This window comes from Nitratireductor sp. PBL-C9, assembly GCF_050877045.1.
GTDB lineage: Bacteria > Pseudomonadota > Alphaproteobacteria > Rhizobiales > Rhizobiaceae > Nitratireductor > Nitratireductor aquimarinus.
Genome location: NZ_JBPAXW010000007.1, coordinates 269,699 through 285,689 on the forward strand (window position 1 = coordinate 269,699; position 15,991 = coordinate 285,689).

15 protein-coding genes are annotated in these 15,991 nt (G+C 62.4%); 7 read left to right on the top strand and 8 right to left on the bottom strand.

What is annotated here, in order from left to right; genetic code table 11:
* Window positions 1-35 precede the first annotated feature (35 nt).
* The 6 genes from nuoF to ACRTG1_RS16400 are packed head-to-tail and all read right to left on the bottom strand — an operon-like array spanning window position 36 to window position 5,200.
* The gene (nuoF, locus tag ACRTG1_RS16375; protein WP_113156261.1) at window positions 36-1,340 is read right to left on the bottom strand and encodes an NADH-quinone oxidoreductase subunit NuoF; all 1,305 of its coding nucleotides are present in this window, start codon (window positions 1,338-1,340) and stop codon (window positions 36-38) included.
* A gap of 11 nt (window positions 1,341-1,351) precedes the next feature.
* Window positions 1,352-2,449 (bottom strand): NADH-quinone oxidoreductase subunit E, encoded by a 1,098-nt coding sequence (locus ACRTG1_RS16380; protein WP_206545492.1) that lies wholly within the window; start codon window positions 2,447-2,449, stop codon window positions 1,352-1,354.
* Window positions 2,450-3,640, bottom strand: a complete 1,191-nt coding sequence (locus ACRTG1_RS16385) for an NADH-quinone oxidoreductase subunit D (RefSeq protein WP_113154952.1) — start codon at window positions 3,638-3,640, stop codon at window positions 2,450-2,452.
* 17 nt (window positions 3,641-3,657) lie between these two features.
* Entirely contained in the window at window positions 3,658-4,260 is a 603-nt protein-coding gene (locus ACRTG1_RS16390) for an NADH-quinone oxidoreductase subunit C (RefSeq protein WP_206545493.1), read from the bottom strand.
* Between the two features lie 8 nt (window positions 4,261-4,268).
* The gene (locus ACRTG1_RS16395) at window positions 4,269-4,844 is read right to left on the bottom strand and encodes a NuoB/complex I 20 kDa subunit family protein (RefSeq protein ID WP_113154950.1); all 576 of its coding nucleotides are present in this window, start codon (window positions 4,842-4,844) and stop codon (window positions 4,269-4,271) included.
* Entirely contained in the window at window positions 4,835-5,200 is a 366-nt protein-coding gene (locus ACRTG1_RS16400; protein WP_113154949.1) for an NADH-quinone oxidoreductase subunit A, read from the bottom strand. Before ACRTG1_RS16400 ends, ACRTG1_RS16395 begins: the two co-directional genes overlap by 10 nt.
* A 384-nt stretch (window positions 5,201-5,584) precedes the next feature.
* Here ACRTG1_RS16400 and ACRTG1_RS16405 point away from each other — a divergent pair, with 384 nt between their 5' ends.
* The 5 genes from ACRTG1_RS16405 to ACRTG1_RS16425 all read left to right on the top strand — a co-directional run bounded on the left by ACRTG1_RS16405 (window position 5,585) and on the right by ACRTG1_RS16425 (window position 12,043).
* Window positions 5,585-6,793 (top strand): winged helix-turn-helix domain-containing protein, encoded by a 1,209-nt coding sequence (locus ACRTG1_RS16405; protein ID WP_432516589.1) that lies wholly within the window; start codon window positions 5,585-5,587, stop codon window positions 6,791-6,793.
* Window positions 6,794-7,246: 453 nt separating this feature from the next.
* Window positions 7,247-7,675 (top strand): TadE/TadG family type IV pilus assembly protein, encoded by a 429-nt coding sequence (locus tag ACRTG1_RS16410; RefSeq protein WP_206545496.1) that lies wholly within the window; start codon window positions 7,247-7,249, stop codon window positions 7,673-7,675.
* 1 nt (window position 7,676) lies between these two features.
* On the top strand, window positions 7,677-9,437 hold the full coding sequence (locus ACRTG1_RS16415) for a pilus assembly protein TadG-related protein (protein ID WP_206554526.1): 1,761 nt from the start codon (window positions 7,677-7,679) through the stop codon (window positions 9,435-9,437).
* Window positions 9,438-9,605: 168 nt separating this feature from the next.
* Window positions 9,606-11,162, top strand: coding sequence for a VOC family protein (locus tag ACRTG1_RS16420; RefSeq protein ID WP_432516590.1), 1,557 nt, complete (start codon window positions 9,606-9,608; stop codon window positions 11,160-11,162).
* Window positions 11,159-12,043 carry a DMT family transporter gene (locus ACRTG1_RS16425; RefSeq protein ID WP_206549079.1) on the top strand — a complete coding sequence of 295 codons (885 nt, stop codon included), beginning with the start codon at window positions 11,159-11,161 and terminating at the stop codon, window positions 12,041-12,043. Before ACRTG1_RS16420 ends, ACRTG1_RS16425 begins: the two co-directional genes overlap by 4 nt.
* Before the next feature lie 20 nt (window positions 12,044-12,063).
* Here the strand turns inward: ACRTG1_RS16425 and ACRTG1_RS16430 are convergent, their stop codons facing one another.
* Window positions 12,064-12,858, bottom strand: a complete 795-nt coding sequence (locus ACRTG1_RS16430) for a methyltransferase domain-containing protein (protein ID WP_432516591.1) — start codon at window positions 12,856-12,858, stop codon at window positions 12,064-12,066.
* 72 nt (window positions 12,859-12,930) lie between these two features.
* Between ACRTG1_RS16430 and ACRTG1_RS16435 the strand changes: the two genes are divergently transcribed.
* Both ACRTG1_RS16435 and ACRTG1_RS16440 read left to right on the top strand, forming a co-directional pair.
* Window positions 12,931-14,031, top strand: coding sequence for an AraC family transcriptional regulator (locus tag ACRTG1_RS16435; protein ID WP_297557675.1), 1,101 nt, complete (start codon window positions 12,931-12,933; stop codon window positions 14,029-14,031).
* Between the two features lie 101 nt (window positions 14,032-14,132).
* Entirely contained in the window at window positions 14,133-14,372 is a 240-nt protein-coding gene (locus ACRTG1_RS16440) for a hypothetical protein (RefSeq protein WP_113154941.1), read from the top strand.
* A gap of 326 nt (window positions 14,373-14,698) precedes the next feature.
* Here the strand turns inward: ACRTG1_RS16440 and ACRTG1_RS16445 are convergent, their stop codons facing one another.
* Window positions 14,699-15,925, bottom strand: a complete 1,227-nt coding sequence (locus ACRTG1_RS16445) for a hypothetical protein (RefSeq protein WP_432516593.1) — start codon at window positions 15,923-15,925, stop codon at window positions 14,699-14,701.
* Window positions 15,926-15,991: the final 66 nt, after the last annotated feature.

Genomic DNA, 15,991 nt, shown 5'->3' on the forward strand with positions numbered 1-15,991 from the left:
TGCCTCTCGCCCCTTCCGGAGCAAAATCTTCACTCTTATTCCGCTGCCACCAGTGCCGGCTGCACCTGATGACCATTGCGGGTGAATTCGTCGATACGCCGCTCGATTTCCGGGCGGAAATGACGCACGAGACCCTGGATCGGCCATGCAGCCGCATCGCCAAGGGCGCAGATCGTGTGTCCTTCCACCTGCTTCGTCACGTCGAGCAGCATGTCGATTTCGTGTTTCTGGGCCTGGCCAACGACCAGACGCTCCATCACGCGCCACATCCAGCCGGTGCCTTCACGGCACGGCGTGCACTGGCCGCAGCTCTCGTGCTTGTAGAAGTAGGAGAGCCGCGCAATCGCCTTCACGATGTCAGTGGACTTGTCCATGACGATCACGGCGGCGGTGCCCAGACCTGACTTCAGCTCGCGCAGGCTGTCGAAGTCCATCGGCGTGTCGATGATCTCGTGCGCCGGCACCAGCGGCACCGAAGAACCGCCCGGAATGACTGCGAGGAGATTGTCCCAGCCGCCGCGAATGCCGCCGCAATGGCGTTCGATCAGCTCGCGGAACGGGATCGACATCTCTTCTTCCACCGTGCACGGCGTGTTCACATGGCCGGAGATGCAGAAGAGCTTCGTGCCCTTGTTGTTCTCGCGCCCGAAGGAGGAGAACCAGGACGCGCCGCGGCGCAGAATGGTCGGCGCAACGGCGATGGATTCGACGTTGTTCACGGTCGTCGGGCAGCCATAGAGACCGACATTGGCCGGGAATGGCGGCTTGAGACGCGGCTGGCCCTTCTTGCCTTCAAGGCTTTCGAGCAGCGCGGTTTCCTCACCGCAGATATAAGCGCCGGCGCCGTGATGAACGAAGACGTCCATGTCCCAGCCGCACTTGTTGTTCTTGCCCAGAAGGCCCGCGTCGTAGCACTCGGCGATGGCGCGCTCGAGCGCCTCGCGCTCACGCACGAATTCGCCACGCACATAGATGTATGCGGTGTGCGCGCCCATGGCGAAGCCGGCGATCAGGCAGCCCTCGATCAGCGTGTGCGGATCGTGGCGCATGATGTCGCGGTCTTTACAGGTGCCCGGCTCCGACTCGTCGGCATTGACGACGAGGTAATGCGGACGGTCGCCCGGCTCTTTCGGCATGAACGACCATTTGAGACCGGTCGGGAAGCCGGCGCCACCGCGCCCGCGCAGGCCCGAAGCCTTCATCTCGTTGATGATCCAGTCGCGGCCCTTGTCGACCAGTCCCTTCGTGTTGTCCCAGAGGCCGCGCGACTGCGCGCCCTTCAGCGAACGGTCGAACTGGCCGTAGATATTGGTAAAGATGCGGTCCTTGTCAGCGAGCATGGCTTCGTCCCTCACCTCGGCTTCTTGCCGAAGACCTTGATGTATTCGGCTTCGCCGCCCTTGGCGAGCGCCTTGGCCTGCTTGACCCAGTCGTCGCGCTCAATGCGGCCATGGAAACTCAGATATCCGTCAACCCACTCGCGCTCGGCCTTCTTCCACTTTGCGACCTGCGCAAAGGTGAAAATGCCGATCTCGTGCAGAATGCCTTCGATCTTCGGACCGACGCCGGAAATCAGCTTCAGATCGTCCGTTTCAGCCGGACGCTCAATGCCTTCGGGGCGGTTCTTGTCTTCAAGGCTCGGCTTCGCGGCCTTCTGCGGCGCGCTCTTGGCGGTTGCAGAGGTCGCACCATTGTCGGCCTTGACCGGCGACGGCGATTTGATGGCCGGATCGGTCACGGTTGCAGACGTGTCGGGCTTGGCTGCCTGAGACGGCGGAACCTTCGTCCCGGTGGCGGCTGCCCTGGAAGAGGAAGCCTTCGCCTTGCCGGTGACGGCCTTCTCGTCGGTCAGCGCGGTCAGACCGCCAGCCGCACCGGAGAAGATGCGGTCGATCTGCGGACCCGGTTCGATCGTGTCGCCCTTGCCTGCCTCGAATGCATCGATGATCTCTTCGAGACGCTGCGGCGTCAGATCCTCATAGGTGTCCTTGAAGATCATGACCATCGGTGCATTGACGCATGCGCCCTGGCACTCGACTTCTTCCCACGACAGCGTGCCTTCCTCATTGAGGTGGAACGGCTCGGGGTTGATCTTCTTCTTGCACAGCTCGATGAGCTCGCCCGAACCACGCAGCATGCACGGCGTGGTGCCGCAGACCTGAATGTGGGCGCGCGTGCCGACCGGCGCGAGCTGGAACTGGGTGTAGAAGGTCGCCACTTCCAGAACACGGATCAGCGGCATGTCCAGCATTTCTGCCACATGCTCGATGGCTGCGCGCGTGACCCAGCCTTCCTGCTCCTGCGCCAGCATGAGCAGCGGGATCACCGCCGACTGCTTGCGGTCCTGCGGGTATTTGCCCAGCCAGCGCTTCACCTCCCCGCTCATGGCCGAGGAGAATGCGAAGCTTTCGGGCTGGACGGCTTCGTCTGCGAGACGGCGGACTGACATTTATCTGTCTACCTCACCAAACACGATGTCGAGGGAGCCAAGAACGGCGGCGACGTCGGCCAGAAGATGGCCGCGGCACAGGAAATCCATGGCCTGGAGATGAGCAAAGCCCGGTGCGCGCAGCTTGCAGCGATAGGGCTTGTTGGAGCCGTCGGAGACCAGATAGACGCCGAACTCGCCCTTGGGCGCTTCCACAGCCGCGTAAACCTCGCCCGCGGGGACGTGGTAGCCTTCGGTGTAGAGCTTGAAGTGATGGATCAGCGCTTCCATCGACCGCTTCATCTCGCCACGCTTGGGCGGGACGACCTTGCCGTCGGTGTTGGAAACCGGGCCGACACGCTCCTTGCCAAGAAGACGATCAACGCACTGGCGCATGATCTTCGCCGACTGGCGCATCTCTTCCATACGGATGAGATAGCGGTCGTAGCAGTCGCCGTTCTTGCCGATCGGAATGTCGAATTCCATCTCCGGATAGCACTCATAGGGCTGGCTCTTGCGCAGATCCCATGCAGCGCCCGAACCACGCACCATGACGCCCGAGAAGCCCCAGGCCCATGCTTCTTCCAGCGTCACGACGCCGATGTCGACGTTACGCTGCTTGAAGATGCGGTTGCCGGTCAGAAGGCTGTCGAGATCGTCCAGCGTCTTGTGGAACGGATCGATCCACTTGCCGATGTCCTCGACCAGCTGGTCGGGAATGTCCTGATGAACGCCGCCGGGACGGAAATAGGCTGCGTGCATGCGCGCGCCACAGGCCCGCTCATAGAACACCATCAGCTTTTCGCGTTCCTCGAAGCCCCACAGCGGCGGGGTGAGCGCGCCCACGTCCATCGCCTGCGTGGTGACGTTCAGGAGGTGGTTCAGAATACGGCCGATCTCGGAATAGAGAACGCGGATAAGCTGTCCGCGGATCGGCACCTGAATGTCGAGCAGACGCTCGATCGCCAGGGCATAGGCATGCTCCTGGTTCATCGGCGCGACGTAATCGAGACGGTCCAGATAGGGCACTGCCTGCAGATAGGTCTTGTGCTCCATCAGCTTTTCGGTGCCGCGGTGCAGCAGACCGATATGCGGATCGACTCGTTCCACCACCTCGCCGTCGAGTTCCAGCACCAGACGCAGAACGCCGTGGGCCGCCGGATGCTGCGGGCCGAAGTTGATGTTGAAATTGCGGACGGAGTGCTCAGTCATCTGGCGCTGCCCAACCTCTAGTCTTTCGCCTTCTCATCACCGGGCAGGACGTAATCCGTCCCTTCCCACGGCGAGAGGAAATCGAAATTGCGGAATTCCTGCCTCAGATTGACGGGCTCGTAGACGACGCGCTTCAGCTCGTCATCATAGCGGACCTCGACAAAGCCGGTCAGCGGGAAGTCCTTGCGGAGCGGATGTCCTTCGAAACCGTAATCGGTCAGAAGGCGGCGCAGGTCCGGATGGCCGGTAAACAGCACGCCGTACATGTCGTAGGTTTCACGCTCATACCAGTCAGCGGCGGGAAACACTTCCACGACCGACGGCACCGGCGTGTCTTCATCCGTCGACACCTTGACGCGAACGCGCTGGTTCTGGCGCGGCGACAGGAGGTGGTAGACCACCTCGAACCGCTTCTCGCGCGCCGGATAATCCGCGCCTGCAATGTCGATGAAGGCGAAGAACTGGCACTGCACGTCGTTCTTCAGAAAGTTGAGCACATCGACGATGTCACCCGGCTCGACCAGGAAGGTCAGCTCGCCATAGGCGACGACCGCATCCTGAATCTGGGCGTCGAGCTTTTCCGTGACGTATGCCGCCAGGTCCTTCAGCGCTTCGCTCATGCTCGCCTCTAACGTTCGATCGTGCCGGTGCGACGGATCTTCTTCTGGAGAAGAAGAATGCCGTAAAGCAGCGCTTCCGCGGTGGGCGGGCAGCCGGGCACATAGATATCGACAGGCACGACGCGATCGCAGCCGCGCACCACCGAATAGGAATAGTGATAGTAGCCGCCGCCATTGGCGCACGAGCCCATGGAGATGACGTAACGCGGCTCCGGCATCTGGTCGTAGACCTTGCGGAGCGCAGGCGCCATCTTGTTGGTCAGCGTGCCGGCGACGATCATCACGTCGGACTGGCGCGGTGAAGCGCGCGGCGCGATGCCGAAACGCTCTGCATCGTAGCGCGGCATGGAGATGTGCATCATCTCGACGGCGCAGCAGGCCAGACCGAAGGTCATCCACATGAGCGAGCCGGTGCGCGCCCAGGTGATCAGCGCTTCCGACGACGTGACGATGAAGCCCTTGTCGGAAAGCTCGTTGTTGAGGCCCGTGTAAAACGGATCGTCCGCGCCGACCGGATTACCGGTGCGGGGGTCGATCAGCCCCTTGGGCTGGGGCGCCACGAGCGTGCCGTTGTTCAATCCCATTCCAGCGCTCCCTTCTTCCATTCGTAGATGAAGCCGATGGTCAGAACACCGAGGAACACCATCATAGACCAGAAGCCAAGCCAGCCGATTTCGCCGAACGCCACCGCCCACGGGAAGAGGAACGCGACTTCCAGATCGAAGATGATGAACAGAATCGCCACCAGATAGAAGCGCACGTCGAATTTCATGCGCGCGTCGTCGAATGCGTTGAAGCCGCACTCATAGGCCGACAGCTTCTCCGGATCCGGGTTGCGGTAGGCCACCAGAAACGGGGCAACCACAAGCGCAATTGCGACGACGAGGGCGACGCCGATGAAAATAACGATAGGTAGGTATGAACTCAGAAGCTCATTCATGGTCCGACTTTCCGTTGCCCGCCGCGGGCGAGGCTGCGTATCAAAGGCCCGTAACCGGGGTTTGTGCGCCGCTAGCCGAGGCAGCAAGGCTAGGCTCATGTTGCAACGCGGCGAGGGTTAGCGCAGGGCGCTTGGCGAAGCAAGTCAAACATTGGCGAGAATGCGGCATTGTCTAAAGCATTTCCGCCGTTTTTCGCCTGCCCCACACGGTTTCGCCGCGTTTCATGAGCGGACTTAACGCATAAAATCGGTGTGTAAAGAGTTACCTCCGCCCTGTCATCGTCCTGTCAGGAGAGGTTGCGGCTGCGAAGCCTGTCGGGTGGCGCGGCCGGAAACGAAACGCTACGTCTTGTGTATATTGGACACGCGAATTCGGCAAAGCCCATGAGAAAGCAGCGACTCACGCCCGCCGAGGTGCGGCGAATTGCCCTCGGAGCCCAGGGGTTTTCCACTGCTGCGCCGGCAAACGGTGTGGAGAGGCAGCATCTAAGGCGCACGCTTGCACGAACCGGCCTTCTGCAGATCGACTCGGTGAATGTCGTCGCGCGCGCCCATCTGATGCCGCTTTATGCGCGACTCGGCCCCTACCCCGTCGAACTTCTGGAGCGCGCCCAGTCCAGAAAGCCGCGCATGCTCTTTGAATACTGGGCGCATGAAGCTTCCCTCCTCCCTGTGGAGACACAGCCCCTGATGCGCTGGCGCATGGAGCGGGCGGCGCGCGGCCAGGGTGTCTACAAGGGGCTCGTGCGTTTCGCCCGTGAAGAACACGCCTTCATTGAGCATGTATATGAGCGCGTCGCAGACGAAGGCCCGATTGCCGCCTCGGCTTTTGGCGGCGACCGGGGCGATGGCGGCTGGTGGGGCTGGAGCAAGACCAAGAAGGCGCTGGAATGGCTGTTCTGGTGCGGTCGCATCACCACGCATTCACGCCGCCCGAGCTTCGAGAGGCTCTACGATCTGCCCGGGCGCGTGCTGCCGCAGAGCGTGCTCGACACGCCCACACCACGCGAAGACGATGCGCAGCGCGCGCTGGTGGAGATTGCCGCACGTGCACTGGGTGTCGCCACCGAACCGGACCTGCGCGACTATTTTCGCCTGAAGCCGGCCGACTCGCAGGCCCGCGTTGCAGAACTGGTGGAGGCCGGCGCGCTGCTGCCGGTCGAGATTACGGGCTGGCGCAACACGGCCTATCTGCACCGGGACGCAAAGCTCCCGCGTCGCATCGACAGGCCCGCCCTGCTCTCGCCCTTCGATCCCGTGGTCTGGGAGCGCGACCGCGCCGAACGCATCTTCGGCTTCCGCTACCGCATCGAGATCTACACACCGGCCCACAAGCGCGTGCATGGATATTACGTGCTGCCGTTTCTCATGGGCGACCGTATCGTCGCCCGCGTCGACCTGAAGGCCGACCGCGCCAGACGCACGCTTCTGGTCCAGGCGGCCCATGCCGAACCGCATGCGCCGGCAGAAACGGCGGAGGTCTTGTCTTGTGAACTAAGGCGGTTCGCCAACTGGCTGGAACTGGAGAGCGTTTCCATCATGGAGCGAGGTGATCTTGCCTCTGCTCTCATCGCGTACAAAAAGGCGGCCTGAGCCACGGAATTTGCTTAGCCGGAACGGTTTCAGGAAACAGAAAATGCAACCTCCGGCTATCTTACTGTCAAATCCACGCTCTTTTTTTGGCCCTTTTCACAACGCTTTATACGCGAGAAAAGCAAAAAGCCGCTCTTTACGCGACATTTGTTCAAATCCGGAAATTGGTGTCTTTTTTCAATCTTTGGATGAAGCCGACGGATACATGCGCCCTGCACAAACCCGCGCAAAACCGGGCAAAACCGGGCATCGAGGCGCAGAGCATTCTCCCGCAATCATTACTTGCATAACCTTGAGTTGTCCTGTAGATTGTTGAAATATATTTATCTGGGGTTGCTTTCAATTTCAAATTAAACCCCAGATTGCATAGACCTATACTACAAGTTTATAGCTCGCTTTATTCTTTGTTTAATTTTGCTCCTGAATCCTGATGCCGGGCTTGGGAGTATTGGAATGACAAAAAGAATTATCAGAAAATTTCTGGACCGATCGGACGGCACGGCAGCTCTCGAATTCGCAATCATCGCACCTGTGTTTTTCCTGACGGTCTTCTCGATGATCGCCTATGGGATCTATCTGAGCGCATCGCACTCCGTGCAACAGGTGAGCGCCGACGCGGCGCGAGCGGCGGTTGCCGGTCTTTCCCAGACCGAGCGGCAGACAATCGCACGCGACTTCATTGAGCAGTCGATGATGGACCACCCGTTCATCAATGCCGAGAAGTTCAACATCGATGTCGCTGACGATGCCGGTAATCCAAACCAGTTTACGGTAACCGTCAAATACGACGCCAGCGATCTGCCGATCTGGTCGCTCTATTCATATGCGATGCCGGACAAGGAGATTGTCGGTTTCTCGACCATCCGGCTCGGAGGCCTCTGAGATGCGGGCGCTGCTTCCCCTCGCCCGCCGCTTTGTGAGAGACACCAGGGCCAATGTCGCGACGCTGTTCGCGCTCTTCCTGCCGATCATGATCGGCTGCCTGGCGCTTGCAGTGGATTATGGTAATCTCACGCTTCAGGACCGCAAGCTGCAAAAGGCGGCGGACCTTGCCTCCATCGTGGCGGCGGCAGACATCGTCAACGCGGAAGAAGCGGTGGCGAAGTTCTTCGCGCTCAACAACCACAACATTGCAGTCGAGACCGAAGACGGCCTCCTGCTTGATGAGCGATATCTGACGGAAGAAGAGTATATCGACCAGCAAAAGCGCGGCGTCGCCAGGCTTGTACGTGGTCGCTACTATCCCGACCCGTCAATCGCCGCAAATCTGCGCTTTGTGGAGATGGAGACCTCGCCGGACGCCGCCAAGGTGACGATCCGGAAGGAAGGCAACATCTATTTCGGGTCTCTCTTCACCGATGCGCCCGAGCTCTTCGCCGTTGGAACGGCCTCGTCGGAGAAACTGGCCGGCTTTTCGGTCGGCTCCCGCCTCGCGAGCCTGAACGGCGGCATTCTCAACAGCCTTCTTGGCGGCCTTCTGGGCACAACGATCTCACTCAAGGCGATGGACTATGAGGCGCTGCTCGACGCGGATGTCGATGTGCTCGCCTTCATGCAGACACTGGCGACAAGGCTGGACCTGACCGCCCTCACCTATGACGAGATCCTGGCAACGGATCTGACGCTGCCGCAGCTTCTGTCCACGATCCGGCTGACAAGCGGCGTTCCGCCCACGGTGCAGACCGTGCTCAAGACGCTTGAGACAGCCACATCCAAAAACGCCGAAACGATCCGGCTGGACCGCATCCTCAATCTCGACGCCAAGAATGCCCTGACACTGGCGACAGACGCGCCTTGGGACATGAAGATCGGCGTTCTGGAGATCATCACGGCGGCAGCGGCACTCGCCAATGGCGAAAACCAGATTGCCGTCGACACGGGGCTCAGCCTGCCGCCACTGACGAATCTTTCCGTCAGCCTGGCGATCGGCGAACCGCCGGTCGGCACGCCAAGCCACGCGCTCGGCCCGATCGGAACCGCCGTAAGAACGGCGCAGACCCGGCTGAAGGTCTCGTTTGAACTCGACATCAACCTGATCGTCCTGCGCACCAGGCTTCGCGTGCCGCTCTATGTGGAAGTCGCCCATGCCGAGGCACGGCTTGCCGACATTCAGTGCAGCCCCTCCTCACCCAACAGCGGCAGCGTCACCATCGACGCCATGCCGGGCGTTCTGGAAGTGGCGCTTGGCGAGGTGGACGACAGCGTTCTGTCGACATTCTCGGAGGAAGCGCGCGTGACCCCGGCCAAGATGATCGATGTCGACGGGCTGCTCTCCATCTCGCTCGAAGGCATGGCCCATATCGAGGGACAGAACCTGCGCCCGTCGCGGCTTCGGTTTTCCGATTCCGACATTCATCAGGCGCGTGTGAAGAGTGTGTCCACGCGCAACCTTCTGGGTTCGGTGACCGGCTCGCTGCTCGAAAACCTTCAGCTGGAGGCGAAGGTTCTGGGTGGCTCGCTGCTGGGCGGCACGCTCCTGAACGGCCCTCTGGTGCAGGGAACCGTGAAAACGCTTCTGGCGGGCCTGACAGCCCCCATCGACGAACTTCTCTACAATGTGCTGGCGCTTGCCGGCGTGAAGATCGGCGAAGCCGATGTTCGGGTCACCGGTGTCAGCTGCGAACGGCCGGTCCTAGTTCAGTAATTACCCAAGCAGACCGTCCAAAACTGCCCCGCAACCAGCGTTGCGGGGCTTTTTTTATTGAGCTTCACGCTGGCTTGCGGAAGTGCCGCACCAATGCCATCTGGACGCCGACGGGCGCCGGTGCCACCTTCCAGACAATCGAGTGCAGTATTGCGGAAAGAACAGACCATGAGCAGCGGCATCCATCACATCACGCTGATAACCCGCAAGGTGCAGGCCAATGTGGATTTCTATGCCGGTTTTCTGGGGCTGCGGCTGGTCAAGCAGACGGCGGGTTTCGAGGATGCCGAGCAGTTGCACCTGTTCTATGGCGACGCGGCCGGCACGCCGGGCTCGCTCGTTACCTTTCTTGTCTGGGAAGACGGTGCGCCGGGCCGCGCAGGCTATGGCCAGATCGGTGAGTTCGCACTCGCCATTCAACCGAAGAGCATCGGCTTCTGGCTGACGCGCGCGCTCGCCGCCGGCCTCAGGCCGGAGGGACCGCGCAACGAGCTGGGCGAACCCGTGCTGCGGCTGAAGGATCCAGACGGGATCATCGTCAAACTCGTGGGCGTTGCCGGACTGCGCCATGCAGCCCCCTGGGCGGCTGACGGCATTCCGCCGGAACATGCAGTCGGCAATCTGCGCAGCGCGACGCTCTTCACCGAGGAGCAGGATCTGACGCGCGCCTTCTTCACCACGCATTTCGGCTATCGCCCCGGAATGAGCGACGGTGCCATCGAACGCCTTGTCTCCGACACGGGCGACGCGCTTGATCTGCGCAATGTGCAGGGTTTCTGGTCAAGCGCGCCGGGCGCCGGCACGGTCGACCACATCGCCCTTCGCGCAACTTCCGAACAGGCGCTGGAAGCGACCGGGGCGAGCCTCAGGCGCAGCAATGCGACCCCCACCACGATCCATGATCGCAAATATTTCACCTCGCTTTATGCCCGCGAGCCCGGCGGCGTTCTCGTCGAGATGGCAACCGATGCGCCGGGAATGGGCGTGGATGAGCCGCAGGAGACGCTGGGAAGCACGCTTTTCATTCCGCAGGCCCCGGCCGGGGATGAAGATGCCTTCCGCGTGGTGCTCCCGCAATTCGCGATGCCCGGCGAACCGCGCGTGATCTATCGTGAGCTTCCATTCGTGCACCGTTTCCACACGCCAGAAACGGCTGATGGCGGGCACATCGTGCTTCTGCATGGGTCCGGCGGCACGGAGACCAGCCTGATGCCGCTTGCCGCACGCACGGCGCCGCACGCCACGCTTCTGGGGGTGCGCGGGCGGGCCACCGAGGAAGGTGCAGCGCGCTGGTTCCGCCGCCTGCCGCAGATGCGCTTCGATCAGGCCGACATTCGCTCCGAGGCGGAAGCCTTTGAAGCCTTCTGCGAAGGCGCTGCCGCCGCCTATGGGGTCAAAGCCTCCAACACGGTGCATATGGGCTATTCCAACGGAGCGAATTTTCTGGCCGCCTTCATGCGGCTTCACCCGGGCTGGGTGCGCAAAGCGGTGCTCATCCGTCCGATGGATGTGCTGGAGGAATCACCAGAGGCCGATCTTACGGGCGTTGAGGTGTTGATGGTCGTCGGTGCGGAAGACCGCCTGACCCGGCAGCCGCAGGCCCTGTGCGACACGCTCAGCACCGCCGGCGCGACGGTGACCGTGGAAACGGTGGCGGCAGGCCACTTCCTGACCGAGGCAGACGACCCGGTGGTGCAGTCCTGGCTGGAGACCCATACCCCATGACCGTTGAGACCGCAGACGCCCGAAACAGCCCCGGACCGGCCATTGCCACCATTTGCCTTGGCGTGCTTTGCCTTGTGTTCAACGACGCCATGGCGAAATGGCTTACCGCGCATTATGGCCCGCTGCACATCGTGTTCTGGCGCAACATTCTGGCCGTGCCAATGATCGCCGCCTTCATCATCGCCACGCAGGGCCTGCCGGCGATCCGCACGCGGCATCTGGCCGTCCACGCGGCCCGTGGCTTCGTGATGGTGCTTGGAAGCTACGCTTTCTTTCGCGGCCTCGCCACGCTGCCGCTGGCCGAAGCCACATCGCTGGTCTTTGCCGCCCCGATCTTCATCACCGCGCTCTCGGTGCCGCTTCTGCGTGAGCATGTGGGCTGGCGGCGCTGGCTGGCCGTGTGCGTCGGCTTTGCCGGTGTTCTGGTGATTGTGCGACCGGGGGCGGAAGCCTTCCAGCCAGCCTCGCTGTTTATCGTCGGCACGGCCTTCTGCTACGCGCTGTTCATGATCAGCGCGCGCTGGGTCGGACGCGAGGAGAATGTCTGGACGATGATGTTCTATGTGGCGCTGTTTCCGCTCATCTACGCCACGCCCGTGGTGGCGATGGACTGGCAGCCGCTTGCGCTTGATCACCTGCCGCTTTTCCTCGGCATGGCGGTGTTCGGCTCCATCGGCATAACGCTGATCGGCCATGCGTTCCGCCTCGCCCCTGCCGCCATCGTCGCGCCCTTCGATTACACCGCGCTTCTTTGGGCAAGCCTGCTGGGCTGGCTGGTCTGGGGCGAACTGCCCGACGGCTGGACCTATGTGGGCGCGGCCATCATCATTGCCAGCGGCGTCTATATCGTTCTTCGCGAAACCCGTATGGCGCGCAAATAGGCGCGCCGGCGGGGCCTCCATCAAGTCGCCGTGGCGCGCAGGATGAGCGCCGGCATGTCGAACACCACAGAACCATCCGCCTGCCTGAAGGGTGCGAGCGCTGCCTCGCTCTCTTCAAGAAGCCGTTCGAACTGCTGGTCATCGAGCAGACCGCCAAGCGTCCAAACACAGGCGCGTTCCGTTGAAACGAGCGCGCCGATGGATTTGAACCGGGCCTGTGCGTTGTGGCGAACCACGGACGCGTCACGCAGACCCGCCTCGTGACACAGGGTTTCGAGCGCGCAAGCGTCTCCGAGTGCGAATGGTGTGCGGAAAGCGTCTCCCGTCGCCTTTCCGAACAGACGGTCGAGCAAGCCGGCGAATGTGTCGTAAGCGGGCGAATGCGCCAGCGCATCGCAAACGGCGACAGCCATGCGCCCGCCGGGCCGGAGGACACGCCGCATTTCACGCAGGGCCGCTACCCTGTCATCGAAGAACATGAGACCGAACTGGCTCACCACCGCATCGAAGTCGGCATCCGAGAATGGCAGCGCCTCGGCACGGCCTTCCACCCAGACGATCGCCGTCTTCTTGCTGCGGGCCACCGCCAGCATTTCGGGATTGGCGTCGAGCCCGACCACCGCACCGGAAGGCCCCGTGCGGGACGCGGCAGCCAGCGTCAGCGCGCCCGTGCCGCAGGCGACATCAAGAACGCGGTCTCCGCCCTGAATGCCTGACTCTCCGGCGACAATCGGCCCCCATTGGGCAAACAGAGCCGGCACAAACCGCTCATCATAGATCCGTGCGGGTGAGGTTTCCCGGTCTAGCAGGGTCATGGAGAGCCTCCTTTCAGGCGCTTCGCATCCAGCCATTAGGCCGATCAGCCTGTGCGAGGGTATTCTGGGCCCATGGCGCAAGCCCATGACCGCACGTCTGCAATGCTTGCCGGATCGTCCAGAACCGGGCGCCGGCAGGGAGAACTGCGCGCCGGTGTCGGGACACCGCTTCTCTGCACCCAAAGCGGAACCGACCCGCTCTCTGATGTTCTGCGCGCGGTGAGGCTGACGGGGGCAGTGTTTCACCGCGTGGAAGCGAGCTTTCCATGGGGCGTGGAGATACCCGACAGCACGCTCTACAGACCCATCATTCTGCCGCAGGCGCAGCACGTGATTTCCTACCACATCATTCTGGAGGGCGACGGCTTTGTCTGCATGCCCGGCAGCGAACCGGTGCGGTTTGAGGCCGGGGACATTCTGCTGCTGGCCGGCGGAACCCGCTACGCGCTTCTGAGTACGCCCGGGCAGAAGCCGGAATATGACGAACCGGCCACGACGGCGTTTTTCAGGGAATGGATGAACGGGACACTGCCCTTTGTGACACGGGAGGGTGGCGGCGGCGAAGGCGGAACGGCCTATATATGCGGTTTTCTCGGCTGTGACACACGCCCGTTCAACCCGGTTCTGTGCGCCCTGCCCCCACTGACCAGAATCAAATGGGCCAGAATCAAATGGGCAGGACACGAAGGGGCCGGCCTGCTCGGCCAGTTGATCGAGCTCACACTGGCCGAAAGCGGCCTGCCCGGCCCGGGTGGCGAGGCGATACGCCTGCGCCTGTGCGAACTGATCTTCGTGGAAGTGATGCGCCTTTGCCTGCAGTCACTGCCGGCGCATGAAAAAGGCTGGCTGTCCGGCCTGCGCGATCCATCGGTCGGCACGGTTCTGGCGCTGCTGCACGCACAACCCGCAAAGCACTGGACGCTCGACACGCTGGCCGCAGAGGCAGGGATGTCGCGCGCTGCGCTGGCCGCGCGCTTTGCCCATCTCGTGGGTCACGGCCCAATGCACTATCTCGCCCTGTGGCGCATGCAGCTCGCCGCAAACCGTCTTTCAGACAGTTCCTTGAAGGTGGCCGCCATCGGGCGTGACGTTGGCTACGCATCGGAGGCCGCCTTCAGCCGCGCCTTCAAGAAAGCCACGGGACTTTCTCCATCCGCCTGGCGCAATCGATAGGGCCAGCATTGGAGCGAGGCGCTCAAGCGTGTATGATACAGGCTTCCCGCCACACGGCAGGCTATCAACACAAACACCGTGTGGCCCAAGTGGAGGAGATCATGAAACGCCTTGCACTCATTGCCGCGCTCGCCCTTTTCATGCCGGCCAGCGCGCTCGCAAACTCATGCCCGATCCTGATGTCGGAAATCGATGAGGCGATGCAGGTCGCATCGCTGTCGGACGGCGACAGGGCGCGTGTGGAAGAACTGCGCGCACAGGGTCAGGTCCAGCACGAGGCCGGTGACCACGCGGCTTCCATGCAGAGCCTCGGAGAAGCGAAACGCATTCTCGGCCTCTGATGCATGTGACGCCTCTAATGTAAGTGACAACGTGATTGTGCGCCGGCTGGAAAGCCGGCCCGGCGCACCGAACGATGCAACACAGGGCGCGGGCTTGCTTCCAGACAACAAAAAAGCGGGCCTGAGCCCGCTTCCTTCGTTCCCGGGACTTTCGTGGGTGCCGGTACCTTCATGGTCACCACACGGTCTTCCGGGTCGAATACAGCAACCGGTCGGGGAACCTCACCACATATCTTGCAGGACGTCCCGCGCCGGCCCGGCTGCCGACCACGCTGATATGGGGAGGCAGCCTGAGCCTTTCAAGCCCGGAAAGAGAATGGCGTCAGCTATTGGGCTGCAATCACCTCTTCCTCGCCCTCTCCTTCAGCATCCGCCTGCTCGCCTTCAGCCTGTTCACCGTCCGGCTGTTCCTGCGCTTCAGCCTCAAGGCTTTCGCGCACCTCGTCGATCTTGCCTTCCGCCTCGCCAACGCCGAGCAGGTCTTTCGCCCAGCTTAGCATTTCGTCGTCGACATAGGCGTCAGCGCCATACGCTTCGACACGGTTGGGATTGGCCGCCGCCAGAAGCGCTTCGGTGAGCGCCTGATCGTCGGTCTCGCCTTCATAGGCGTCGGCCCTGGCCTGCGCTTCATCGAGATCGCCTTCCACCTCCACGAGCGAAGCATAGGCGTCGCTGGCAAGCGCATCCTCAAGTGCTGCGCGCTCGGCCTCGAGCAGTGCGGCGTCCTCCTCGGAAAGCGCTTCTGCATCGACGGCATCGAGTGCATCAAGACGCGCCTCGAGTTCTTCGGTGCCGAGACCCTGATAATCGAACCCGTCATGAGCTTCGATGCCGGCGGTCATCGCCTGAACGGCCTCAGCGGCTGCGGCAGCCCTGGCTTCCAGTTCCTCGATATCGGCCCCGAGCATCTCGGCCTCCGCCGATGCAAGAACATAGGCCCGGATCGCCGTCATGCGCGGGTCACTGGCGTTCAGATAGGCATGATGGTTGCGGTTCAGCGAATTCAGCCCCGCGAGCTTGGCGTTGAAGTTGCGCGGACGTTCCGGCCGCGCCTGCGGCACCGGTGCGCTTGCCGGCAGAACCTGAGCGGGGCGGTAGGCGCGCGCCGTGCGGGTTTTCTGCTTGGAAGCAGGCCGCGCCGCGCGCTGCGCCTTGCCTGGCGCTTCTCGTTTGCCGCCAAGAGCGTTGCGCGCAGCACCGACGACATTGTCGATGAAACCGCCAATGCCTTTGTTGCCCTGACCGCGCGCGTTCTGGTTTGCGCGTTCCGATCCGCGCCGGACGCCGGAGCGCGCCGCGCCATTGCCGCCGCCATGGGATTTGCCGGCCTGGCTTTTGCCGCTGCCGCCCCCATGCCCGCCGCCATGCCCGCCGCCGTTTCCACCACCATTGCCGCCGCCGTTTCCGCCGCCGTTGCCACCGCCATTTCCGCCGCCCTTGGCGAGCGCATCGACCGAAAAGGCGGACGGCGACAGGTTGGAGCCGGACAGCATGACAGGCGCGGCCATGAGCGCGGAAGCGCAGGCCAGAGTGATGGCTAAACGGGACAGCATGGCAATCTCCTCGACAGAATCTTCGCCCGGAGGTTAGCCGGCGTTCAGTAACCGCCGAAATAACGA